The organism is Candidatus Schekmanbacteria bacterium (assembly GCA_016219965.1).
GTDB lineage: Bacteria > Schekmanbacteria > GWA2-38-11 > GWA2-38-11 > J061 > JACRJM01.
This window is the reverse complement of sequence record JACRJM010000004.1, coordinates 151,416-174,800: the sequence shown is the minus strand read 5'-3', so window position 1 is coordinate 174,800 and position 23,385 is coordinate 151,416. Positions and strand designations below refer to the sequence as shown.

Annotated in this window: 19 protein-coding genes; 3 read left to right on the top strand and 16 right to left on the bottom strand. The window is 42.6% G+C overall.

Features of this window, described 5'->3' with window-relative positions:
- Window positions 1-3: 3 nt before the first annotated feature.
- The 11 genes from HZA77_06070 to HZA77_06020 all read right to left on the bottom strand — a co-directional run bounded on the left by HZA77_06070 (window position 4) and on the right by HZA77_06020 (window position 12,349).
- On the bottom strand, window positions 4-333 hold the full coding sequence (locus HZA77_06070) for a cytochrome C oxidase subunit IV family protein (GenBank protein MBI5374981.1): 330 nt from the start codon (window positions 331-333) through the stop codon (window positions 4-6).
- An 8-nt stretch (window positions 334-341) separates the two neighbouring features.
- Window positions 342-965 carry a cytochrome c oxidase subunit 3 gene (locus HZA77_06065; GenBank protein MBI5374980.1) on the bottom strand — a complete coding sequence of 208 codons (624 nt, stop codon included), beginning with the start codon at window positions 963-965 and terminating at the stop codon, window positions 342-344.
- Entirely contained in the window at window positions 925-2,547 is a 1,623-nt protein-coding gene (gene ctaD, locus HZA77_06060) for a cytochrome c oxidase subunit I (protein ID MBI5374979.1), read from the bottom strand. The genes HZA77_06065 and ctaD overlap by 41 nt, the downstream gene beginning before the upstream one ends.
- The gene (locus HZA77_06055) at window positions 2,540-3,316 is read right to left on the bottom strand and encodes an SCO family protein (GenBank protein MBI5374978.1); all 777 of its coding nucleotides are present in this window, start codon (window positions 3,314-3,316) and stop codon (window positions 2,540-2,542) included. Before HZA77_06055 ends, ctaD begins: the two co-directional genes overlap by 8 nt.
- A gap of 1 nt (window position 3,317) precedes the next feature.
- Complete coding sequence (locus HZA77_06050; protein MBI5374977.1) at window positions 3,318-4,097, bottom strand: tetratricopeptide repeat protein; 780 nt, start codon at window positions 4,095-4,097, stop codon at window positions 3,318-3,320.
- A 7-nt stretch (window positions 4,098-4,104) separates the two neighbouring features.
- Window positions 4,105-6,699 carry a preprotein translocase subunit SecA gene (secA, locus tag HZA77_06045; protein ID MBI5374976.1) on the bottom strand — a complete coding sequence of 865 codons (2,595 nt, stop codon included), beginning with the start codon at window positions 6,697-6,699 and terminating at the stop codon, window positions 4,105-4,107.
- Between the two features lie 126 nt (window positions 6,700-6,825).
- On the bottom strand, window positions 6,826-7,443 hold the full coding sequence (locus HZA77_06040; protein MBI5374975.1) for a class I SAM-dependent methyltransferase: 618 nt from the start codon (window positions 7,441-7,443) through the stop codon (window positions 6,826-6,828).
- Window position 7,444: 1 nt separating this feature from the next.
- Window positions 7,445-7,771 carry a nucleotidyltransferase domain-containing protein gene (locus HZA77_06035; GenBank protein MBI5374974.1) on the bottom strand — a complete coding sequence of 109 codons (327 nt, stop codon included), beginning with the start codon at window positions 7,769-7,771 and terminating at the stop codon, window positions 7,445-7,447.
- Window positions 7,772-7,979: 208 nt separating this feature from the next.
- Entirely contained in the window at window positions 7,980-9,785 is a 1,806-nt protein-coding gene (locus tag HZA77_06030) for a tetratricopeptide repeat protein (protein ID MBI5374973.1), read from the bottom strand.
- A 245-nt stretch (window positions 9,786-10,030) separates the two neighbouring features.
- Window positions 10,031-10,348: a TRL-like protein family gene (locus HZA77_06025; GenBank protein ID MBI5374972.1), complete on the bottom strand. Its 318-nt coding sequence runs from the start codon at window positions 10,346-10,348 to the stop codon at window positions 10,031-10,033.
- A gap of 183 nt (window positions 10,349-10,531) precedes the next feature.
- Complete coding sequence (locus HZA77_06020) at window positions 10,532-12,349, bottom strand: diguanylate cyclase (GenBank protein MBI5374971.1); 1,818 nt, start codon at window positions 12,347-12,349, stop codon at window positions 10,532-10,534.
- Between the two features lie 152 nt (window positions 12,350-12,501).
- Between HZA77_06020 and HZA77_06015 the strand changes: the two genes are divergently transcribed.
- Complete coding sequence (locus HZA77_06015; GenBank protein ID MBI5374970.1) at window positions 12,502-13,491, top strand: ABC transporter ATP-binding protein; 990 nt, start codon at window positions 12,502-12,504, stop codon at window positions 13,489-13,491.
- Between the two features lie 11 nt (window positions 13,492-13,502).
- Here the strand turns inward: HZA77_06015 and HZA77_06010 are convergent, their stop codons facing one another.
- The gene (locus HZA77_06010; protein ID MBI5374969.1) at window positions 13,503-14,711 is read right to left on the bottom strand and encodes a threonine ammonia-lyase; all 1,209 of its coding nucleotides are present in this window, start codon (window positions 14,709-14,711) and stop codon (window positions 13,503-13,505) included.
- A 101-nt stretch (window positions 14,712-14,812) separates the two neighbouring features.
- On the opposite strand from HZA77_06010, the gene mutL reads away from it, so the two are divergent.
- Both mutL and HZA77_06000 read left to right on the top strand, forming a co-directional pair.
- Window positions 14,813-16,573 (top strand): DNA mismatch repair endonuclease MutL, encoded by a 1,761-nt coding sequence (gene mutL, locus HZA77_06005; GenBank protein ID MBI5374968.1) that lies wholly within the window; start codon window positions 14,813-14,815, stop codon window positions 16,571-16,573.
- A gap of 42 nt (window positions 16,574-16,615) precedes the next feature.
- Window positions 16,616-17,911, top strand: coding sequence for an alpha/beta fold hydrolase (locus tag HZA77_06000; protein ID MBI5374967.1), 1,296 nt, complete (start codon window positions 16,616-16,618; stop codon window positions 17,909-17,911).
- A gap of 20 nt (window positions 17,912-17,931) precedes the next feature.
- Here the strand turns inward: HZA77_06000 and HZA77_05995 are convergent, their stop codons facing one another.
- Genes HZA77_05995 through corA form a run of 4 tightly spaced genes read right to left on the bottom strand, consistent with a single transcriptional unit; the run spans window position 17,932 to window position 23,342 of the window.
- Entirely contained in the window at window positions 17,932-19,623 is a 1,692-nt protein-coding gene (locus HZA77_05995; GenBank protein MBI5374966.1) for an ABC transporter substrate-binding protein, read from the bottom strand.
- 5 nt (window positions 19,624-19,628) lie between these two features.
- A complete protein-coding gene (locus HZA77_05990) occupies window positions 19,629-20,282 on the bottom strand; it encodes an SCO family protein (protein ID MBI5374965.1) in 654 nt (217 codons plus the stop codon).
- 31 nt (window positions 20,283-20,313) lie between these two features.
- Window positions 20,314-22,278 (bottom strand): hypothetical protein, encoded by a 1,965-nt coding sequence (locus HZA77_05985; protein MBI5374964.1) that lies wholly within the window; start codon window positions 22,276-22,278, stop codon window positions 20,314-20,316.
- Window positions 22,275-23,342: a magnesium/cobalt transporter CorA gene (corA, locus tag HZA77_05980; GenBank protein ID MBI5374963.1), complete on the bottom strand. Its 1,068-nt coding sequence runs from the start codon at window positions 23,340-23,342 to the stop codon at window positions 22,275-22,277. The genes HZA77_05985 and corA overlap by 4 nt, the downstream gene beginning before the upstream one ends.
- Window positions 23,343-23,385: the final 43 nt, after the last annotated feature.

Below are 23,385 nucleotides of genomic sequence, written 5' to 3'. Positions count from 1 at the left end.
AACCTACCTGAATGAGATATCAAAAAAAGTAAATGCTATTATGAGAAAAAGGACAATGACAGAAACTGAAAGCATAATCCTGAAAAGCCTTTCCTCGTTTCTTAGATTCATGAATACAAAAAGTACAAGAACAGATTTAACCGCAGCGATGGCAAGTGCTGTGACAATGCTAAGTCTCCCTAAATTCATTTTCGCTACGACAACGGTCAATCCGGCAAGAACAAGGAGCGCAAGCCATGTATAAATGTAAACACCATAATTTACAGAATGATGGCTGCTGCCATTTGAGCTTGTAGTCCTGTTCTTCATCTTGTCATTAATATTGTTAAGCATGTTATTAATCATGTAATTAAATAGAACAAAGGGAAAAGGAATATCCAGATAATATCAACGAAATGCCAGTAAAGCCCTGTGTTTTCAAGCTTCACATAGTCATCTCCGTTGATTGTCCCGTTCTCTAAAAAAATAAACATTATTGAAAGCACGAACACCCCTCCAATCACATGGAGGCTGTGAAGGCCTGTCATCACATAGTAAAGGCCGTAAAAAAGAGTCTCCCCGGCTCCTCGTTGAAGGAGTTCCGGCGAATTCGGATAAATGCCGTGCCCTATCTTTTCACTCCATTCAAAAAACTTGTTAACAAGAAATGCGAAGCCAAGAATGATTGTGACTATGAGAAAAATTTTAGAAGCCCTCTTGTCTTTTTTTTGGAGCGCCGTAATTGAAAGCACCATAGTAAGACTGCTCGTAAGAAGTATTATTACATTGGAAAAACCATGAGTTATACTAAGGTCATGTGCAGCCCTGTGGAATTCCTCGGGATGCGTGGCACGGAATACCGCATAAAGAAGAAAAAGTCCGCCGAAGAACAAAAGCTCCGTAAAAAGGAAAAGCCACATCCCTACTCTGGAGCCTGTAAAATCGCTATTTTTTTCCACCGCCACCTGCACCTCTCCTGAACTCATAAGGTCCATGCTCTATTACAGGAATCTTCTCGAAATTGTGGTGAGGCGGAGGTGATGATATCGTCCATTCCAGAGTGGTTCCATCCCAGGGGTTCATCTCAGCCTTCTCTCCTTTTATCAATGCACTCACCAAGTTACTCAGCATCAGTATAAGCCCGCTGACAAGTATCCATGAGCCCACGGTGGATATTACATTGCCTGTCTGGAATTCAGGAAGATAATCGTAGTATCTTCGCGGCATCCCTTCCCAGCCCAGAACCAGCATGGGAAAATAAAGTAAGTTGAAACCTATGAAAAGAACCACCCATGCAATCACAGCCCGCCTTTCATTGTAATTCTTTCCGAACATCTTGGGGAACCAGTAATGAAGGCCTCCAAAAAAAGCTATGGCAGTCCCGCCGAACATGACGTAATGGAAATGACCGACTATGAAGTAGGTGTCATGGATATGAATGTTTGTGGCAAGAGCACCGTTTACAAGCCCCAGAAGACCGCCAAGCGAAAATAGAAATATAAATGAAAGCGTGTAGAGGAAGGGCGATACTAATTCAATAGAGCCTTTATAAAGCGTTGCCACCCAGTTGAAAACCTTGAGCCCGCTCGGCACTGCCACAATGAAAGTGATGACTGAAAAAAACACGCGTGATGTATCGCTTATCCCGCTTGTGAACATATGATGCCCCCAGACAAAGAACCCTATGAACGCGATAGCTAGGCTTGAATATGCTATGGTTTTGTATCCGAAAACATTCTTCTGCGAAAAGACAGGAATAATCTCGCTTACCACTCCCATTGCAGGGATTATCATTACATAGACCGCAGGATGAGAATAAATCCAGAAGAGATGCTGGAAGAGGAGCGGGTCTCCTCCCTTTAACGGGTCAAAAAAACCAACGCCAAAAAACCTCTCGCATATAACAAGAAGAAGTGTGATGCCTATTACCGGTGTTGCAAGAATCTGTATCCATCCTGTCGCATAAAGGGACCACGAGAAAAGGGGCATCCTGAAAAAATCCATCCCCGGTGCCCTCAGTCTGTGAATGGTTGTGATAAAGTTCACCCCTGTTAGTATTGATGAACAACCGATGACGAACGCTGCAAACACGGCAAGGGAAACGTCTGTGCCTGTCCTTATGCTGTATGGGGCATAAAATGTCCATCCTGTATCAACCGGTCCGCCGCCTGCAAAGAGGGAAACAACGGCAAGTACTCCTCCGGTGATAAAAAGCCACCATGAAAGAAGATTAAGTCTCGGAAAAAAAACATCCTTTGCACCAATATGGATAGGAAGGAAAAAATTCCCGAACACGGCAGGAATACCGGGGATTATAAAAAGGAAAATCATTATTACGCCGTGAACCGTAAAGGCCGCATTGTAGGTTTGGGCAGACATGATGGTGGGGCCAGGCGCTATCAACTCAAGCCTCATAAGAAGTCCAAGAACAACTCCGGTGAGGAAGAATGTCATCATGGATATGAGATAAAGGATTCCTATCCGTTTATGGTCAGTGGAAAATATCCATCCCCTGATGCCGGTGTATTTTCCGCTTGCATCAAGGAAACTTGGTTGAGTGTTATCCATATTTATTTTTCCTTTTCCTTGTCAGAAAATATATAAATACAACAAGGAACACTATCATTACAACACCGTAAACACGCAGGATGTTAAAAACATATCTTTTCCCCTGAGGGTCATATTTAAAACAAAGGGGCAAAACCCTGTTCATCGATGAGCCTATTCTCCCTTGCGCCGCTTCCGTTAAAGACATCTTTAAATCAAAGGGAAGGAATGTCTTTCCGTAGAGATAGCGGACTATCTTGCCGTCTGAAGAAATTATTATTAGCGCCACAGGATGAAGGAATTCATCTCCATCCTTCTTGTATCTGAAACCTACGGAATCTGTAAGCCTCTTTATGTTGTCAGTTGTTCCAGTTAAAAATCGCCAGCCATTTTCAGGAAACTTTTGGTTAAGCCTTTTGAAGCAGTCATTCTTCTTTTCCATCGCCATCTGCGGAGTATCGCTTCCGTCAATGCTAATGGTAAGGAGCGAATAGTCTTTTTCAGGCTCAAGCTTCATCACATTGATTGTTTCTGAAATACCTTCAAGGAGCGGCATACATACATTTCCGCACCTGTAATAAATAAGGGCAATGGCAGTGGGTTTTGTTATGAGATTTTTGAGCGTCGCGCTGCTTCCCTTCTCATCTTTAAATGCGATGTCGAGCGGCAGATATGAACCCAGTTTTTCGTCTATTCCTATTCCTGTAATTTCATCATTGGCAGCAGAGTGAAAAGATAGGCTAAAAAAAAACAGGGTAATCAACAGACAAAGAGAAGGAAATTTTTTCATCCTATGGAGCTAAAACTTTTTTGATCTTTTCTCTATACTCTCTTGCTTTTGCCGCCAATGTCAGTTCATCTCCTGCATCAATGACCTTTCCGAATTCCTTTAACGCATCACTATAAGATTTCTGGATAAAAAGAATTTCTCCAAGGTAGTAATGTGCCGGAGTAAAGCTCTGGTCATTCTCAACAGCTCTCCTGTAAAAAGAAGCCGCCTCGTCTATTCTTCCGAGCTTATGATTTATCTGCCCAAGAGAATAAAGGCTTTTCTCATGGGATGGATTGAATTTAAGCGCCAGCTGAAAATGCGTTTCCGCATTCCCCATATCATTAAGGTTCAAATACGCTTTCCCAAGATTGTAATGGACTATGCCGGGTGACTTGTACAATGGATCGGTTATTACTTTCTCCCATTCGATTATAGCCCCGGGCATGTCTCCCTGGAGAGCCATAATAGTTGCAAGTCCGTTCCTTGCTTCTGAAAGTCCCGGGTTAATCCTGAGGGCTTCCTTGTAGTATTTTGATGCAGACGTCATATCGCCAAGCTCTGCGCATGAAAGAGCAAGGTCATTAAAATAATAAGAATTTTGTCTGTCGAGACTTGCCGCATTTTCAAAGTTTTTTCTTGCTTCCTTATATTTCCCGTCAGCAAAAAAATTAATACCTGCGGAATGATAAATTGCGGCTGTCCTTATCGCTTCTTCTCTCTTTGAGTTCACACATGACGTGGTTAAAAGAGTGATAAGGGCACATAGAAAGATTAACGCACTATAGTGAAATCTTCTCACAGCCCCGCTACCTTGACGCTGCCTGTGAAATACCGCAGCATTTCTTATATTTTTTCCCGCTTCCGCATGGGCATGGATCGTTTCTTCCGACCTTCTCCGTTGTCCTCTGCACCGGCTTCTTAGCTACTTCCCCGTCTCCGCGGTTCATGGATATTTTATCAAGCTGTCTTTTCTGCTTTTCCTGCCTTTCGTACATCTCCTCCTGGCTTACAACTTCAACCTTGTAGAGATGGTCGAGTGCATCCTCTTTAGCTCTCTCCATCATGGCGGTAAACATCGCATACCCCTCTTTCTTGTATTCAACGAGAGGGTCAAGCTGAGCATAACCACGAAGTCCTATTCCTTCTTTAAGATGGTCCATGGCAAGGAGGTGATCTTTCCAGTGGGTGTCAACAGCCTGAAGAACTATCATCCGCTCAAGCTTGTCTGCCTCATCGCCAATCTTGGTTATTCTTTCTTCATGTTTTGCGCGGTACGCATCAGTCAAAAGCTTTATAACTGACTCGCGGGCTTCATCCATCTCAACACCCAGAAGCTTTACACCGCTCTCGATTATGTTAACCCTAAACTCGCGATAAATGGCATCAACTATCTGTTTATGCTGGACTTCAAGGTCTTCTTCATCCATATAGGTTTCGAATATTCCATCTATTACTTCGCCTATCATCTCAACTACGACTTCCTCTATCTTTTCCTCTTCAAGGAGCTGTTTCCTCAACTCATATATTACTTCTCTCTGCTGGTTCATGACATCGTCATATTCAAGGAGCTGTTTTCTTATGCTGAAGTTATGGGTCTCAACATTCTTTTGCGCCCTCTCAATTGACTTCGTGATCCATGAATGTTCGATGGGCTGGTCTTTCTCCATCCCGATCTTTTCCATTAGGTTTGATGTCCTATCCATCCCGAATATACGGAGAAGATCATCTTCCATGGAAAGATAGAAACGTGATGAACCGGGATCCCCTTGACGGCCTGAACGCCCGCGAAGCTGGTTGTCTATTCGCCTGCTTTCATGTCTCTCTGTGCCTATTATATGGAGACCGCCAAGAGAAACGACTTCTTTCTCTCTTTCAGGATCCTTTTCCTTTGTTTCCGGGTCAATTCCGCCCAGCACAATATCAGTTCCTCTGCCTGCCATGTTGGTTGCAATTGTGATTGTCCCTTTTCTTCCTGCCTGCGCAACTATCTCAGCCTCTTTTTCATGGTATTTGGCATTTAAGACATTGTGTTTGACTCCGCGTTTTTTAAGCAAAGTGCTAAGAAGCTCGGATTTTTCAATGGAGATTGTGCCGACCAGAACGGGCTGCCCCTTCTTGTAGCATTCTTCTATCTCATTACCTACTGCCCTGAATTTCTCGTCAACAGTCCTGTAAATACAGTCCGGATATTCAAGACGCCGGAGCGGCTTATTCGGGGGGATCACTATTACTTCAAGTTTATATATTTTCTGAAACTCTTCAGCCTCTGTATCAGCCGTACCGGTCATGCCGGCAAGCTTCTTGTACATCCTGAAGTAGTTCTGGAATGTTACTGTGGCAAGTGTCTGATTTTCATTTTCAATCTTAACGCCTTCTTTTGCTTCAAGTGCCTGATGCAGACCATCGCTGTAACGCCTTCCGGGCATGAGCCTTCCGGTGAATTCATCAACGATTAACACCTCTCCATCCTTTACAACATAGTCAACATCGAGCTTAAAAATCGTGTGCGCTTTAAGTGCCTGGTTCACATGATGGATGAGTTCGATATTTCGAGGATCATAGAGATTTTCAACATTCAGGAGTTTTTCAGCATGAAGCACACCTTCTTCGGTGAGTGCAACCGTCCGCGTCTTTTCTTCTATTGTATAGTCAGTCTCTGCTTTAAGGCGCGGGACTATTTTGTCAATGACGCCGTACTTGCCGATAGATTCCTCGGTCGGTCCGGATATGATGAGAGGCGTTCTTGCCTCGTCTATAAGAATGCTGTCAACTTCGTCAACGATGGCATAGTTAAGCTCCCTCTGGCAGAGGTCTTCTACGCTGTACTTCATGTTGTCGCGGAGATAATCGAAACCAAACTCATTGTTTGTTCCATAGGTGACATCAGACCCGTAGGAAGCCTTTCTCTCTGCATCGTTTAAACCATGAAGGATGACTCCGACGGAAAGTCCGAGAAACCTGTAAATCTGCCCCATCCACTCTGAGTCTCGTCTTGCAAGGTAATCGTTTACCGTTACGACATGGACACCCAAGCCTGAAAGCGCATTAAGATAGACGGGGAGAGTTGCCACAAGGGTTTTTCCTTCTCCGGTCTTCATTTCAGCAATCTTCCCCATGTGGAGAATGATGCCGCCGATTATCTGCACATCGAAATGCCGCATGCCGAGGGTACGGCGCGCCGTTTCCCTCACTACACCAAAAGCCTCTGGAAGGATATCATCGAGCGATGCACCCTGCGCGAGCTTTTCCTTGAAATAAGGGGTCTTGTTGCGAAGCTCTTCATCTCCCAGCTTGCTAAGCTGCGGCTCAAAGGAATTTACCTGTTCCAGCATGGGGTTTAGAGAATTGAGGACGCGTTCATTCCTTGTCCCCACTATTTTTTTCACAATATACTTAAACATTCTTTTTCACTCCTGTTCTGGATTCCCATTTTCACGGGTAATGATAACCTTTATAACTACCACATTTAATGGTGATATTACAACCAAACAGGCAGGGATGTCAAAGAGGATTGAGGGTGGCGCAATTCACTTCCGGCAGTTCATGATAAACAAAGAGAATTTATTCAATTTACCTTCAGTTTCTTTTTCCGCAACACAGCAATCTTTAAAAGATATATCGCTGAACCCCGCCTTTTCCAGCTTCACTTTAAACTCATCACGGTCAAAGCCATTATGCCCGTCAAAGCCCGCGCCATGAAATGAGCCGTCTTCACTGTCAAGGTCAACGACACAAAACAAGCCGCCGTCTGCGACAAGCGAATTGAGTATCTTAAGAATCCTGTCAGTGTCAATGATGTGGTGCAATGTGAGCGATGTGTAAACAAAATCAAATTGTGTCTTCGGCGCCTCATCTTTCATAAGGTCGATATATACAGGCGTCATGTTCTTTGCGTCTGATGTGCGGATCTTTTCCTGCAATACTTCGAGCATTCCGGTCGAGCTGTCCGCCAGAGTGATATGCTTAAGATGAGGGGACAAAAATAAGGCGACAGTGCCTGTTCCGCAGCCATATTCAAACGCGGTCATATTTTTTGTGAAAGGCACGTTGCGTTTTATGGACTTTGCGATTTCCATTATCCGCGCATTGCGCCGCTCATCGCTGTCCCATATCTTCGCTTTTTCGTCGAAGGTAAGCATTGTCATCCTAGACTAGCACTTCTCCTGATCTTGCATAACCTGCGACAATGGACGAATCGCTGCAAAATTCTTCAGGAGTCATTAAAATAACATCTAAAGGCACCATGAACTTTTTTATCGTGGCTACTTCAGCATCTTTGATAAGCATCAACCTGTTGACAAGACTTTTACGCCTGAAATCAGAGGAAACCAATACAATGTCAATATCGCTTTCATTTACTGCATTTCCCCTTTGCTGTGAGCCAAATAATACTATTTTCGTAACATCAATTTCTTTCTCTTCCAAACAATTTCTAAAAAATTTTACCGCCTTCAGCACTTCTCTTTTAACCATTTCAATGTCCTCTTCGCTGCGTATACTTATTTCCCTGCTTTCAACATTACTTCAGCAGAGCTTAAATCATAATCTGCCTGGCTGAACCATTCATCTACACTTTTTACATTCTTCATAACCCAATAATATCTTTACATCATCATTTATGTAAAGAGGATAATATTGAGGGCAGACATTCCGTAGGAGCAGGTTTTAAAATCTGTCCCTACTATTTAGACTGACCGGCTAATTCTGCTTCGAGGGCTTTTATTCTTTCCTGCGTATAGACACCTTCAACAAGACTTGACATATCAGACGTTGGTGCAAAAAGAAGGAATTCCCTGAAATCCTTTAAAGCATCTTCTTTCTTCCCTGCTTTTTCATATGCAATAGCACGTTCGTAGTGCGCATAGGCAAATGCAGGATCGCTTAGGATCGCTGAAGTAAAATCTGAAATCGCGCTCCCATATTCCCCTTTTTCGCGATATATCTTTCCACGGTTGTAATAGGCATTTTTAGAGTTCGGGTTTATCTCAAGTGCTTTTGTGCTGTCTGCTATAGCCTTCGCAAATTCTTTCTTCATCATATAGCAATGCCCTCTGTTGATAAGGGCTGTTTCATTTTGAGGATTAAGTTCAATAGTTTTATTAAAGTCATCAAGAGCCTTGTCATATTCTTTACTATAAATGTAAATGCTTCCCCTGGTATTGTAAGCTAAAGCTGATGAAGGATTGTTTTCGATTGCCTTTGTTAAATCTTCTAAAGCTTTATCTAATTTATTGAACTTTGTATAAAGCGACCCTCTTGCAAGATATGCTTCCTTCGATGCAGGGTTAACCTCAATTGCTTTTGTTAATACGTCCATGGACTTATAGAAGTCTTCTTTCAAGAAATACATATTAGCACGTCCCAAATAACCTCTTTCGTCATCAGGTTTTATTTTGATTGCAGTCTCGTAATCTGAACTTGCCTTGTTAAAATTCCCTATGGCAAGATATGTATCACCACGTTTTATATAAGCTTCCAGATAACCTGGATTGATTTTGATTGCTTGTGAAAAGTCTTCAATGGCATTATATGCAAATCCGTTTTCTGCCTCTGTTTTCCCAACTTCCAATAATGACTCTGCTTCCTCAAAAGAAGTTTTTTTGACTTCGCTGACTCCTGCTGATTCTAGTTCTTCTATTTTAGCTTTTGCCTTTTTCTTGTTTTCTGCGTCGCCCTCATTAGCATTTCGAACAAATATTTTATAATTAGTTAAGGCTTCACTTTTTCGTCCCGTCTTTTCAAGCAGCTCGCCTTTCTTGTAATATACATCTGGCCTGCGCCTATACTTACTTTCCTTTTCAATCTTTATCACCTGTTCGCAATCTGCCAATGCTTTTGGATAGTTTCCCATTAAAGAATAGGCATCTGCACGATCCAAATAAGTTACAAAAAATGTCGGCTCTATCTCGATCGATTTGCTGAAATCAGATACAGCTAAATCATATTTTTTGGTCTTCAAATATAATTTACCTCTTTCATTATAAAAACCGGAACCCTCAGGCATTAATGAAATTGCTTTTGACAAACAGAGAATTGCTTTCTCATCTTCCTCTAATTTTGAATAACTATCAGCAAGAATCACATATATAGCAGGTTTAAGCGTATTCATATTATTGGCTTTATCAACTTCAATAGCTTTATTGAGATCAGAGATAGCGCTCTGATATTCTTTTTTTTCATGATAAGCTATTCCTCTTTTGCTCAGTATAAGCGGATTAACAGGGTTTATATGCAAGGAGTTCGTAAAATCTTTTATTGCCTCGTCATATTTTTTCAGGGATAAATAAAGTGCTCCTCTGGCAATGTAGGCATCATAACTGGAAGGGTCTTTCTCTAATGCCTTGTCGTAATATGAAAGAGCGTTATACCAATCCCATGTACCTGTATCATTTCCTTTTTTTACGTAGTAATCCGCAGTTCTCTCTTCTGTAATACATGCTGAAAGAAAGAGAACTATGAATAAATAAATTGCCGTTTTTTTCTTCATAATTTTTTTTAGTAAGATGTCAGTTTTAAATTATTCTTCCTAAAAAATTCTTATCATTGACACTACAATAGGGTCAAGTTCATTTTCTGCTATTTTAATTAAAATAAAACATAAGTTTTAGATACAGTAGATATGGAAAAGCAAGTGAGTGATAGATAACCAAAGATGCGGCAAGAAATAAAAAAAGCAGGGTCCGTTTTAACAGACCCTGCTTCTCTCAACTCTAAGCAATTATTCCGTAAGAATTAATCTCCGTAAACGGTTACTGTATATTCGCCGTAAATACCGAGGATATTCCTGCTGGAATAATCAACATATTTTATCTTGGTAATCTTGCCATTTTCTACCGCAGCTTTCGTGCTTGCATCGCCTGTAGCAACTATTCCCAAAACTGATGTAGCCTTGGCTGTGCCTACTTTGGTATAAGCAACATCTCCTGCTCCAGCTGCCATCGGTGTCTTCACTTCTGTGTAAATTACTCCCATAGGAATATGACTTGCACAACCCGATATTAATAAAACTGAAAATACAACTGCCAACAAAACGCCTCTGGATAATTTCATCCTCTTCCTCCTTTTATAAAGGTTACTCAATAAGCAAATCACCATGCAAAAACATCATCCAAACCGATGCTTTACTTGCAGTTAAAACCTTTTTTATGATATTCATATTTATAATATAACATGAAAAATTACATTTGAAAGCAAATAATGACTGAGCCATATCTCACAATAATTAGCTGACGACTACACTGAAACCCTGTTCCTTCCTTCTTCCTTTGCGCGGTACAAGGCATTATCAACACGCTTTACAAGATCCTCCCATGATTTATCCTGTTCTTCAAAGAATGTTGCAACACCAATGCTTACTGTAACTTTCCCACCCGGCTGTGTTTCAGCACCATCAAATTCAGTCGCCTCTATTGTTTTCCTCAGCCTTTCTGCCATAGCATAAGCCATTTCCTCTCCAGTCTCAGGAAGCATTATAACAAACTCTTCACCGCCGTATCTTGCAACCGTTTCCGCCTTTCTCACTATGTTCTTAAAGATGCCTGCCATCTTCACAAGCAGTTTGTCTCCCATAGGATGGCCATTGGCATCGTTATACTTTTTAAAAAAATCCACATCTATCATTATCAATGAAAGGGGACGTTTATATCTCTTAGCTCTTTCAACTTCTGTGTTTAAACAAGCAGTCAGGTAGCGGTAATTATATAATTCCGTCATTCCGTCAGTTATGGAGAGAAATTTTGTTTTTTCAAACAACATCACATTTTCCAATGCTATCCCTACCTGGCTTGAAACAGTCGTAAGCAGTTCAAAATCATCTTTTCCAAATGTCTCACCTTCAATTCTATATGCATTGATTATCCCTATAACCTGATTCCTTGATTTGAAAGGGACACAGATCATTGAACTCACATTGTCGTCAAGTCCTGCTATTGAAACATATCTTGGATGCTTAGAAACATCGTTGATAATTTCAGCCTGTCCTGTCTCAACAATAAAACCATAAATACATTCGCTGACTCTAAGAGACATATTTTTTGTTTCTTCAGGAATACCCATTCCTGCTACAATATTTATCTCGTTTTTATCATCACTTAGAAGCATGATGCTGATCCTGTTAAGCCTGAGCGCCTGGCTTACTTTCTCAACAACCTGATGCAAAAGCTGGTCAATACCAAGAGTCGCGGTCATTATCTTGCTTATACTATAGAGGGTGTAAATCTGGAGTATGTTCTGATCAAGCTGACGGTTAGTTTTTTCAAGTTTCTTCGAATAGTCTTCTATCTGATCCATCTTTTCTTTAAGCGAATCTGACATCTTATTAAACTCTGAAGAAAGTATTTCAAATTCGTCTTTCGTATAAATTTCTATTTTATGGCTCAGATTCCCTTGTCCAATAATTTTAGCCGAATTCGTCAGTGTTATAACCGGTTTGACGACACTCCGATAAGCTATTAATATCATAAGGCCAACACCCAGAATTGAAACCAATATTAGAGCAATTAAAATGTTATAAACCCATCTCGTAAGAGATGAAATCCTCATGCTATAAGTATCTATTTCGCCTCTTATAAGATCATGAAACTTCTCTATATCTTCAGATACTGATTCACCAAAAGCATCCATTTCTTTCATCAGCACTGCAGCTTCCTTATTTCCAACCGGGTTTTCTGTTGAAAGAAGGACCATGGCTTTCTGCTGAAGTTCAATAAAACCTTTTTCCACTTTATTCTCAATTGCAGCCTCCTCATCTGTTTTGTCAGCAGTAATCTTATATTTTGCAAACAAAGAGGCAGCTTCACTAACTATTTCTGCAAAATCAGCCCGCTCTTTTATATCCCCCGTTATAAGATAATCGTTAGGAGGCATAAGGATTTTGTGCATGAGTATCTGAAGGTCAGCAGCAACCTCTATTTTAACAGCAAGTTCTGAATTTTTCTTATGGATTGATATAAAAGAATTGATGCTGGTATAACTGAATATTGCGAAAATAAAAAAAACAGAGAAACCAATCAAACCAGTACCTATTATTTTTTTCGCAATTCCTAATTTCAAGTTATTCCTCCTGATTGATTTATGCCGTTTATTGAAACAATGACTAATTTAGTCTACAATTATATTACTCATAGCTGACTAAAATAAAGTAATTTTTTTGCGTTTCATGCTTCACTTGCAGTCAGTGCCCTTCCCGTGTTAATTTACAATTTATGGAGCCACTTTTAAAAATCGAGAACCTTAAAACCTACTTCTACAAAGGTTCGACTGTAATCAAAGCCGCAGACGGCGTAAACATCTCCGTAAACAAAGGAGAAGTACACGGAGTCGTCGGCGAATCAGGGTGCGGCAAGAGTGTTACAGCAATGTCGATCCTCCGCCTTGTACCAACGCCGCCGGGAAAAATAATCGACGGTAAGATAATCTTTGATGGTCAGGACCTCCTTCAACTCCCTGAAAAAGAGATGCGCAATATTCGCGGCAACCGCATATCAATAGTCTTTCAGGAGCCTATGACCTATCTCAATCCTGTTTTCACAATCGGAAACCAGATATCTGAAACACTCCTTGTTCACAGAAAGATAACAAAGCATGACGCGATAGATGCCACAGTTGAGATACTTAAAAAAATCGGAATGCCTGCACCTGAACAACGGATAAAAGAATACCCGCATCAGTTAAGCGGCGGCATGAGACAGAGAGTGCTTATAGCAATGGCGCTTATCTGCGGACCTGACCTTCTAATCGCTGATGAACCGACTACGGCCCTTGATGTCACCATACAGGCGCAGATAATAGACCTTATCATGAACCTCCAGAAAGACAGCGGAATGTCTGTGATGCTGATTACCCATGACTTTGGCGTTGTGGCTGAAAGCTGTCAGAAGGTTTCGGTCATGTACGGCGGGAAGGTCGTTGAATCAACAGATGTGTTCACAATCTTTGAAAAACCTCTTCATCCATATACGGCAGGTCTTCTTCGCTCCGTAAGGTCAGGTGACGCAGATGCAGGGACAAGAAGGCTCACCGCAATATCAGGGATAGTGCCAAACCCAGCATATTTGCCGGAAGGATGTAAATTCAATCCGCGCTGTCCGCTCGCTGACGAAAGATGCAGGGAAACCGACCCTGACTTTATAGAAAAAGACCCGGGGCATTTTGTAAGGTGCTGGAAATCAGACAAAGCGCCATTCACTTTCTAGTCACTTTCTGATCAGTTTCTTAGAAGCGGCTTGAAGCCATTGCTTCTGATACATTCGACAATCTGATTGATGTGGTCATAGCCACGCGTTTCAACTGTGAATTCTATCCTTGTCATCCCCACAGGGAGCCCCCATTCCGTACGCCCGTGAGTTATCTGAAGGATGTTGCCGCCGCAGTCAGCAATGCTTCCCGCCATTATCGCCATGATCCCCGGAACATCATCAACATCAACGACAACCTTCATGATCCTTCCTATGCGGAGAAGTCCTGTCTCTATTATCCTCTCTATGAGGTTGACATCAATGTTTCCGCCGCTGACTAAAAGCACTACCTCTCCGGCAATTCCTTTGATCTTATCTGAAAGTAAAGCAGCCAGCGGGACTGCCCCGGCCCCTTCAACGATTATCTTGGCAAGCTCCATGTACATCAAGACCGCCCGTGCAATTTCCTCTTCCTCAACTATCACCACATCATCAACATAATATTGGATAATCGGGAATGTTTTTTCTCCTACTGATTTTACGGCAATGCCGTCTGCAATTGTTTTAGGGGCATGTGTCTCGGCTATCTTCCCCTGATGGAAAGAATTGTATGCAGAATCAGCCTCGCGCGTCTGGACCCCTATGATCTTTATCTTCGGGTTCCTGCTTTTTAACGCATAAGCTATGCCGGCAATCAGTCCGCCGCCGCCTATAGGGACAATCACATAGTCGGGCTGTCTAATATTCTCGAATATCTCAAGCCCGATTGTCCCCTGTCCTTCAATAACATCGTAGTCATCGAAGGCATTTACAAAAAGCTTTCCTGTTTCATCTGCCTGTTTCTTTGCAAGTGTAAGCGCATCATTATAATTTTTCCCTTCAAGATGAACCTCAGCTCCCAGCCGTTTGCATGATTCCGCTTTCACGAGCGGAGCGTTCTTCGGCATGAAAAGTTCAGCGTCTATCTTATAGTGACTTGATGCGCATGCCACCGCAAGGGCATGGTTTCCGGCAGAGGCTGTAATCACTCCGTTCTTTTTTGCTTCATCAAGATGGCGGGTTATGAAATTGTACGCTCCTCTTATCTTGAATGAGCCAGTCTTTTGCATGTTCTCAAGCTTAAGAAAAATCTCCATGCCAAGCTCATCAGAAAGCGCATTCGAACGCATGAAATTGTTAGAGTTCACAATACCCGAAATATTTTTCGCAGCAGTCTCAATACCTGTAATGCTGATCATAGAATTTTCCTCCTGATTTTTATTATATTAGCAAAAAGCCTGAAGATGCAAAAAACATTTTTCTTGCCCTACCGCTCTTTTGTATTTTAATAAGAAACATTATGATAAAAATTCTTCCTGACAGCGTGATAAATAAGATCGCAGCAGGCGAAGTCGTTGAACGCCCGGCATCAGTCATAAAAGAGCTTGTAGAAAATTCCATAGATGCCGGCAGCCGCGCTATCACAGTGTCGGTAGCAGATGGCGGTAAATCCCTGATAAAAGTCATGGATGACGGGTGCGGGATGAGCGAAGAGGAAGTACTCCTTGCCATACAGCGCCATTCGACGAGCAAGATAGAGAGCGAAACAGACCTTGAACGCATCAGCACTTTCGGCTTCAGGGGGGAGGCTCTCCCAAGCATCGCGGCAGTCTCCCAGCTTACGATAGAAACAAACTCCTCTCAAGGCGACATGGGATGTATCGTAGAGATCGAGGGCGGCAACGTGATCCGCCGGGGAAAATCAGGAATGCCGCGCGGCACATCAATCGAAGTGAGGAATCTCTTCTTCAATATGCCTGCACGGAAGAAGTTTTTAAAATCAACTCAGACAGAGCAGAATCACATAGATGAATGGATGACAAAACTTGCCCTTGCAAGGAACGGGATAGAGTTCAGGTACATATCAAACGGTAAAGAAGTTTTCAGGATTCCTTCATCAGCAGATCTTATTGAGAAGACAAATATCATATTCGGAAATGAGTTGGCTGACAAACTTATCGAGATAGAGCATTCCGGGGAGGTATCCATAAAAGGCTTAATCTCAGTTCCCCATTACAGCAAACCTACACGGAACTTCCAATATCTCTTCGTAAATAAAAGGAGTGTCCGCGACAGCGGGATCTATCATGCCATATCGCGCGGTTACGCTGAAGCGCTTCAGGCAGGGAAACACGCCATTGTATTCCTTTTTATAGAAACAGATCCGGCAAGCGTTGACGCAAACATCCATCCTTCCAAACAGGAAGTGAGATTCTCCGATTCCGGGAAAGTCGTGGGCACAGTAATCAATGCCATCAGGAACACAATCGGGAAAAACAGGAACGTTAGGATGGTAAAGCTCGAGCATCAACCGCAGACAGGTGACAGCGACAAGGCTGTAGACCTTTTTGAAAGTTACAGTTTTAAAACAGAAACAGAGCTTGAACAGTTTCTTGTAAAAAAAGAATCCGCATTTGCACAAGAAGACAATGAGGTTTTTTCAGTGCGAGAGGTGGATAGTTTTACGCCACGCAGTTTTAAGTTCAGCAGCCTTGAAGTTGTAGGACAGATAAGGAACTCCTACATAGTTGCTCAATCAGGAGAGTCTGTTTATTTCATTGATCAGCACGCCGCACATGAACGGGCTCTTTTTGAAAAGATAAAAGAGAGTTACTTCAGCAAGAAAGCTTCAGTTCAAAACCTGCTCATACCGGTAGTTGTGAATCTTACAAGGCGAGAAAAATCAATATGGGAAGATAACCTTGAGAGCCTTGAAAAGTTAGGACTTGAATCTCAGGACTTCGGAGAAGAGAGTATCAGGATTACAGGAGTCCCGGCAGTGCTTGGCACAAAGAACCCTGAAAATTTCCTGCGAAGCTTAATTGAGAAGATTGAGTCTGGAAGCGAAAAAGAAAATCCGGCTTTTGCCTTAAACTCCATGTTCCAGTCCCTTGCCTGCCACTCGGCAGTGAGGGCAAATGACAAGCTTGAACCTGCCGAGCTACAAAATCTCCTTAAGCTCATGGATGAAACTGAATTCTCCACCTACTGCCCCCACGGTCGCAACGCAGTCTTCAAAATGGACATCTCAAAGATTGAAAAGCTCTTTGACAGGAGATAGAATAAAAAAAATAAGTCAGCATCCTTTTAAAGGAGGTTGAACATGGCAGAAGAAAAAGGGCTTGATGAGATAATAAAGTATATCAGGAACAACAGGGGATGCGTCATCTCGACGTGGCAGAAAGACATGGCGCGCGGAACGCCGGTCTATTATTTTGCCAATGGAACCACAATCTACATAATGAGCGAGGGAGGAGGGAAACTCCCCAATATACGGAAAAATCCAAATGTAACCGTAGGGATTTATACAAGCAGACCTCTTTTTGGTATCCAGCTTTTTGGCACAGCACAGATACTTGCACAGGACAGCTCCAATTTTGTTGAAGAAGTGCAAAAGTCAGGGTTTTTAAGAGAAAGGCAATTCCCCGGAGAAAGGCCTCCATTCTTTCTTAAGGTAATTAAGGTTGAGGCACATAAAATAGTTTACTGGCACACGAAGAAAGGCTCTGCATCTAAAATCATCTGGGACAACACCCTGCCTGCCGGAAAAGAAAAGACGATTTATGACAAACTTCTTTATCTTGACGCTATCGCAGTCAAGCATTTCCATCCTGAAAACATAAGCAGGAAACCTCCATTGATCTTTGTCCATGATGCATTCCAGGGAAGTTTTGCTTTTAAGAATTTTCAGGAATATTTTGCGCGCAATGGATGGAATAATTATGCCATAAACCTTCGCGGACATTATGTGAGCCAGTTTACAAGACGCGACAAACTCCCCGCAGGCAAGGTAACAGGAAATGAGGGGATAACAGATTATGTTGAAGACCTCGATTTTCTCGCATCGCAAATAGAGGACGACCCTATAATAATTGGACACGGGATGGGCGCGCTTGTAGCGCTTAAATATGCTGAAAGGAAAAAGACAAAGGGAGTAGTGCTTCTTAACAGCCTGCCGCCAAAAGATGTATTCGAATCCCTTTCATTGGGAAAGAAGCTTAAAAAAGAAATGATTGGCAGGGAATTTTCTTCAGGGAATCTTTTCACCTTCTCCGTTGACAGGAAGAAGGGAGAGAAACTTCTTTTTAAAAACAGGCTTTGCGGCAAAGACGAGATGTTTGAATGCTGTACGCAGCTTTGCGAAGAATCTGCAAAAGCCTTTTATGAATCACATCTTGGAGAGATAGAAATAGATAAGGGAAAAATAAACGCACTAATATTTGTAATTGGAGCTGAGAAAGACCAAAGAACAGGAGCAAAGATTAACAGTCAGATTGCAAAGAAATATGGAGCCAGCAACTGCAAACTTTTCCCGAAAATAGACCATAACTTCATGCTTGCCAAGGACTGGAAAAAGCACGCAGAAACAATTGAGAAATTCTTAAACACTATTAAATGACAATTCCGGCAACGCCATTCTCAGTGTATGACCCAGTCGCTCTTTTTTACCAGTTCAAGGGTGGGGCCTTTTGTGAGCTGGACTATATAGCATCCCTTTGAGGCATAGCGTTGTCCCGGGCCGAAGCTTAAACGTTCATATAGGCGAACCTTCTGATCCATCATCATGCTGATTACATCAAGAAAGTTGTCACGGTAATAATTCCCTCTCATCTCCATCATAGACTGGCTCAATGCCAGGAGCACCGGAAAAACCCGCTTCAATATCATTTGTGAGTTGCTGTCGTTGAACTTCGGCTCTCTTAATAACGGGACGTAAACTTTAGATTTTGCTTCATCCTGAGGCAATATAAAAGGATATGCAATATAAGTTATGTCGCGAATATCTTCATTCAAAGTCCAAATACTTTCTTTAAGATAACCTGAAGAAACGAGAATCATCTCAGGCTTGTTAGAGCCGGAAGCTAAACCTTCAAGCGCAGGCAGTGCCTCTGGTCCGACCCAGAGGACAATGGAAGCAGGCTTTTCTTTATCCAATACCTGCTGCAATAATTTTTTGCTTAATGCTTCTCCTTTTTTCAGCATGACTGTCACAGGCGGCTGATGCTCAAAATCCCGCCACGTCTGCTCAAAGCCGGATGCGAGGGCTGCACCTTCACGTGAGCTACTGACAATCTGGACAACCGTTTTTCCTTTTAACGATTCATCCAACGATTCATAATTGCTGTTTAAATAGCGGGCGGCGGCTTCTCCTTCCTGATAGTATCCCTTCGAAAGATATAATGTGTACCAGTCGGTTTCTGAAACAACGGGAAAGTCAGTTACCGGAAAAATACAGGGTATCTTATTTGACTCGCAAAAATCGTGGATAGGCTGCCATTCACCTGATGTGATTCCTCCGATCAGGGCGAATACAGGATCTTTGCTATTGTATTCCTCTAACTGCCTGCGCCATGTTTCCGGAGGACCTTTTAACACCCAGACCGAAAGCGACAGTCTTTTGTACATCGATTCCTGTGAGCCTAACATTGATTCTGTCATACGGGCCTGCCTGCGGTCACTCTCTGAGGCAAGTGCTGAGTTATTCTTAGCCTTAACGTAATAGTCCAAAAGACCCATCATTGCGTCACGATCTTTAGTGGGGACATCTTCAGAAACGACTGTTGCAAAATGAATTGTTGTATCTGAAACTCCGGGGGAGAACTCAGATGACAGATTCTTCAGATAGAAAATCAGGATCTCCATGTCCTTTTCATTGAGATTATAACGGGGCATGACTCCATTCAGTATTCGCCCGGAGGGAGAAATCCCACCCTCAATTACTTCAGCCAATGATTCGTCAGTATATGCCGGACGGAGAAGAGGAGCTGAAATGACTTCGTAACCTTTATAAAAGCGTTTGAGCGGCTGGAAGAGAGTCTTTCCATTAATAGGGGTCGTGACAACACCGCCTTCAATCGAGCCAAGACCGCTCCGCAGATGACAGCTTACGCAGGCGAATGTTTTCCCTTCAACAGGTATATCCCCTTTTACAAAAGCCTTCATCTTCTCTCCTGACGAGAGAATCCCCTGCCGGTAGATGCGCTCTCCAAGGCGCATGGCTTCAGTCTGAGATACTCCTGCAATAGTCGGAGGCTGTGTTTCTTCAGCCTTCACCTGCCAGATAAAGAAAAATGCCAGGAACAAAAATATTATTCTATCTCTTTTCTTCATGATCTTCATTTCCCGTGCAGCTTTTCGTATTCAGTGAGAAAGTCTGAAGTTCCCACAAGACCGAAGATCCGGACCCACTTATCATCAGCCGGAGTATGGAGTAAAACCAATTGTATGTGGCTCATTTTGTTCGGAATAAGTGCCTTGAAAGCTGTCAACACCTTATCAATGTCCTCTCTGCTTCCTGTGAGGAAGTCCCATCCGGGCTTTGCATCATATTGTTTGAGATATTCATTCATTTTTTTCGGGATGTCATTCTCAGGATCTATCGAGATTGAGACAAGCCGCACATCGGCGGTGTTAGTATCAACCTTTCTTTGGAAATTCACATAACCGGCTGAGAGCACCGGACAAATCGTTGTGCATGTTGTGAAGATGAAATCCACTATGACAATCTTTTTTGAATTGAGGATTTCCCTGAGTTTGACCTTCTTTCCGTTTTGATCAACCAGAGTGACATCCGGCACGGCATACTTTTCAATTGTCCTTTTATACTTTTCATTAGTTCCAAACTGGTCTTCTTTCACACCCTTCATATTCATATCATTCATATCCATGTTCTTCATGCTGCGCTCAGTTTCTGCATTGGCTTTAAGAGGGAGGAATAAAACTGTGCAGACACACGATATAAGCACCGCATCAATCAATCTTTTCATCATATCTTCTTCCCTCCGCAGGACATGGATATTGCTATTTTAAAATCCCCATCTTCTCAAGTTCACTGCTTATATCGCTTAGACCAAGCTCCGTAAGTTTTTCTTTCTTCTGCAATCCGCTCTTCACATCCCAGCTGCGAAGCAAATAGTATTCGTCCTTCATCCTCTCGAATTCTGCACGGTCAACGGTCTTTCCCTTACGGCTTACAATCTGGTCTCCGGGTCCCGGAAACTCGATATCAGGATTAAACATTGCAAGAACCCCTTCAACGGTTTCTACAGGTTCGGTAAAGTTGAATTCAGGGATCGTGTCGCTTTCTCTTCCCGATTTTCCTTCCCTGCCGTGGATCGCTCTTTGCATATTAAATGAACGCTCGCCGAGGAGGTAGAATTCGTCTTCACTCATTTCTTTTCCGGTCACAGCAGAAAAAAGATTTGGCACAAAAGCAGGGTCACCCATGCTGTCCTCAACCTGGTCGGTGTCAAGTAACGGGAAATATCTGTCGCAGGCAACCATTGTTTCCTTGGCATGCTCTGCGTTCTGGATCCTGAATGCCGCAAGGGCTTTCCCGTCATAGGTTGAAAAATCAACAGACTCCTCGCTCCCCCAGACCCGCTTTGCTATCTTTCTTAAAACATCGGCATTGACCGGAGACATTGCGCCGTTCGTCGTGTACCAGAATATCCACTTGAGGAGAAGGTAGTGGACTTCATGAAGCTGTATTATTGGATTCCTTATCTCTGTGGCATAAAAGAGAGTATTCATCAAAAATATCCTTCCGCCATAGGAATCATTGACATAGCCTGAAGGCATTACGCGTTTAAGAGCAAGCTCTTCTGCCTTTTTCCCCTTTTCAATGGAAGCCCTGCGCGTGCCTTCAGCAAGCAGGTCTCCGAATCCTTTTCTATATGCAATTGAATAAACAAGTGTCTGTATGAACTCAAGGCTTCCAATCTTTGAGATGGGAATGCCCATCTCTTCTTCGCTAATAATCCCTTCTTTAAAGGCAGCGTCAAGCCACCACATTATATTGCTAAGCTCACCTGTGCAAAGACCGTAGCGGTCGGCAAGGGATGTGGCAAAAAAAGGAGCATCCGTTGACTGGCCATTATGCAACACATCCCACGGAGCATAATAAAATGCGGCAGCACATGTTTTCCTGACTTCCTCCAGCCCTGAAGTATGTTTGAACGTTGCCCTCATGCATCCTGCAGGGCATCCAAAGCAGGGAGTGTTTTTGTTCTTTTCAATATCCGTGATGGCAACGCTCGGCTCTGTCATATAGGGCATTTCATTCAGGCCTTTGCGCAGGAAACGGATCCGGTTATTCAGTTCTTTTAATCTCTCTGGATTTGCAACTGCAATACTGTTGTTACCTTTTACAACTATGGCTTTAAGATTCTTAGAGCCCAGAACAGCGCCCATGCCATTTGAGATAGTGCCCCCCTGATCAGTTATTGCAAGCGCAAACCTGATTTTGTTTTCGCCGGCGGGACCAATGCATACTGCCCGTGCAAGATTGCCGTGGGCTTCCTTAAGTTTTTTTAAGGTTTCATCAGACGTAAGCCTCCAGAGTCCGCTTGCATCTTTTATTTCAACCTTATCATTTTCAATGAAAATATAACTCGGCTTCTCTGCTTTTCCATTTATCAGGAGACCATCGTAGCCTGCAAGTTTTAGCGCAGCGCCCACAAATCCGCCGGCATTGCCAAAGCCGAACTGGTCAGGATAATTGAAAGGTGACTTTGCACTTATGACCCAGCGTGAACAGGCTGTAGCATGGCTCCCTGTGAGCGGTCCTGGCAATATCATGAGAAGATTGTCAGGCGAAAATGCAGAAATACCCTTTGGAACCTCATCCCAGTATATCCTCGATGCCAATGCCCTTCCGCCAATGAATTTATTTTTATAATCGGGAGTCTTGTGTTTGCTCACTGCACCCGAAGACAGGTCAGCCCGGATTATCGTCCCTGTCCATCCATAATTTTTTTCATTCATAACCACTTTTTCTTTCTGAAACAAAAAAGCATGAAAACACCTATGACAATCATCACTCCCCAAATGGCGGGATAGCCCCACTCCCATTCAAGCTCAGGCATGTACTTGAAATTCATCCCGTAAACACCAGCTATGAAAGTAAGGGGGATAAAAATGGTGGCTATTATGGTGAGGACTTTCATAACTTCATTCATCCGGTTGCTGATGCTTGAAAGATAGATGTCCAGCATTCCGGCAAGTATATCCCTGTACGTTTCTATGGTGTCTATTATCTGTATTACATGGTCATAGACATCTCTGAGATATAACTCTGTTGATTCCTGGATAAGCGGTGACTCTTCCCTTTCAAGTCCACTGATTACCTCCCTTAAAGGCCAGACTGATTTACGAAGAAATATGATTTCTCTTTTAAGGGTATGTAATGTCCTCAATGTCTCTGTGGTGGGATTTGATACAAGCTTCTCTTCTGTATCTTCTATTGCCCCTTCGAGATTTTCAAGGACTATGAAATAATTGTCAATGATCGCATCAATCATAGAGTAGGCAAGATAGTCGGCGCCCCGTTTCCTTATGCGTCCCTTCCCTGTCCTTATCCGTTCCCGGAGCGGATCGAAAACATCACCGTCGATCCCTTCCTGAAAGGAGATAATGAAATTTGAACCACAGATTATGCTTACCTGCTCACTTTTAATCTCACTATCCTCTTTGCCAGGATAAAGCATATTTAGAACGATGTAGATATAATTATCAAAAAACTCTGCCTTGGGGCGCTGCACGGTATTTACGACGTCTTCTAAGGTAAGCGGATGCAGTCCAAAATGCTCTCCCATCTTTTCTATTAGATGCAGATCATGGACACCTTCTATGTCTATCCATGAGACAGTGGAAGAATCTTTGCATGAAAGACAATCATCAATATTTGTTATTTCCCTCTCATCAACACCTGTTTCATTGTAATCAATTATTTTTATTTTGATGGCGCCAGTTTTCTTCTCGCCGATGTGGACAAGGGTGCCGGGAGGAAGACCTGATTTTATGGAACGTTTTATATTTGTCTTTATCATATTTTTAGCTATATACTATTATTTCAATCCAGCATTTACAGAG

Bases quoted from the DNA above. Each gene is read 5' to 3' on its own strand.
- HZA77_06070 (MBI5374981.1), bottom strand. From the start codon at position 333: ATGCTTAACAATATTAATGACAAGATGAAGAACAGGACTACAAGCTCA.
- HZA77_06065 (MBI5374980.1), bottom strand. From the start codon at position 965: ATGAGTTCAGGAGAGGTGCAGGTGGCGGTGGAAAAAAATAGCGATTTT.
- ctaD (MBI5374979.1), bottom strand. From the start codon at position 2,547: ATGGATAACACTCAACCAAGTTTCCTTGATGCAAGCGGAAAATACACC.
- HZA77_06055 (MBI5374978.1), bottom strand. From the start codon at position 3,316: ATGAAAAAATTTCCTTCTCTTTGTCTGTTGATTACCCTGTTTTTTTTT.
- secA (MBI5374976.1), bottom strand. From the start codon at position 6,699: ATGTTTAAGTATATTGTGAAAAAAATAGTGGGGACAAGGAATGAACGC.
- HZA77_06040 (MBI5374975.1), bottom strand. From the start codon at position 7,443: ATGACAATGCTTACCTTCGACGAAAAAGCGAAGATATGGGACAGCGAT.
- HZA77_06035 (MBI5374974.1), bottom strand. From the start codon at position 7,771: ATGGTTAAAAGAGAAGTGCTGAAGGCGGTAAAATTTTTTAGAAATTGT.
- HZA77_06030 (MBI5374973.1), bottom strand. From the start codon at position 9,785: ATGAAGAAAAAAACGGCAATTTATTTATTCATAGTTCTCTTTCTTTCA.
- HZA77_06025 (MBI5374972.1), bottom strand. From the start codon at position 10,348: ATGAAATTATCCAGAGGCGTTTTGTTGGCAGTTGTATTTTCAGTTTTA.
- HZA77_06015 (MBI5374970.1), top strand. From the start codon at position 12,502: ATGGAGCCACTTTTAAAAATCGAGAACCTTAAAACCTACTTCTACAAA.
- HZA77_06010 (MBI5374969.1), bottom strand. From the start codon at position 14,711: ATGATCAGCATTACAGGTATTGAGACTGCTGCGAAAAATATTTCGGGT.
- mutL (MBI5374968.1), top strand. From the start codon at position 14,813: ATGATAAAAATTCTTCCTGACAGCGTGATAAATAAGATCGCAGCAGGC.
- HZA77_06000 (MBI5374967.1), top strand. From the start codon at position 16,616: ATGGCAGAAGAAAAAGGGCTTGATGAGATAATAAAGTATATCAGGAAC.
- HZA77_05995 (MBI5374966.1), bottom strand. From the start codon at position 19,623: ATGAAGAAAAGAGATAGAATAATATTTTTGTTCCTGGCATTTTTCTTT.
- HZA77_05990 (MBI5374965.1), bottom strand. From the start codon at position 20,282: ATGATGAAAAGATTGATTGATGCGGTGCTTATATCGTGTGTCTGCACA.
- HZA77_05985 (MBI5374964.1), bottom strand. From the start codon at position 22,278: ATGAATGAAAAAAATTATGGATGGACAGGGACGATAATCCGGGCTGAC.
- corA (MBI5374963.1), bottom strand. From the start codon at position 23,342: ATGATAAAGACAAATATAAAACGTTCCATAAAATCAGGTCTTCCTCCC.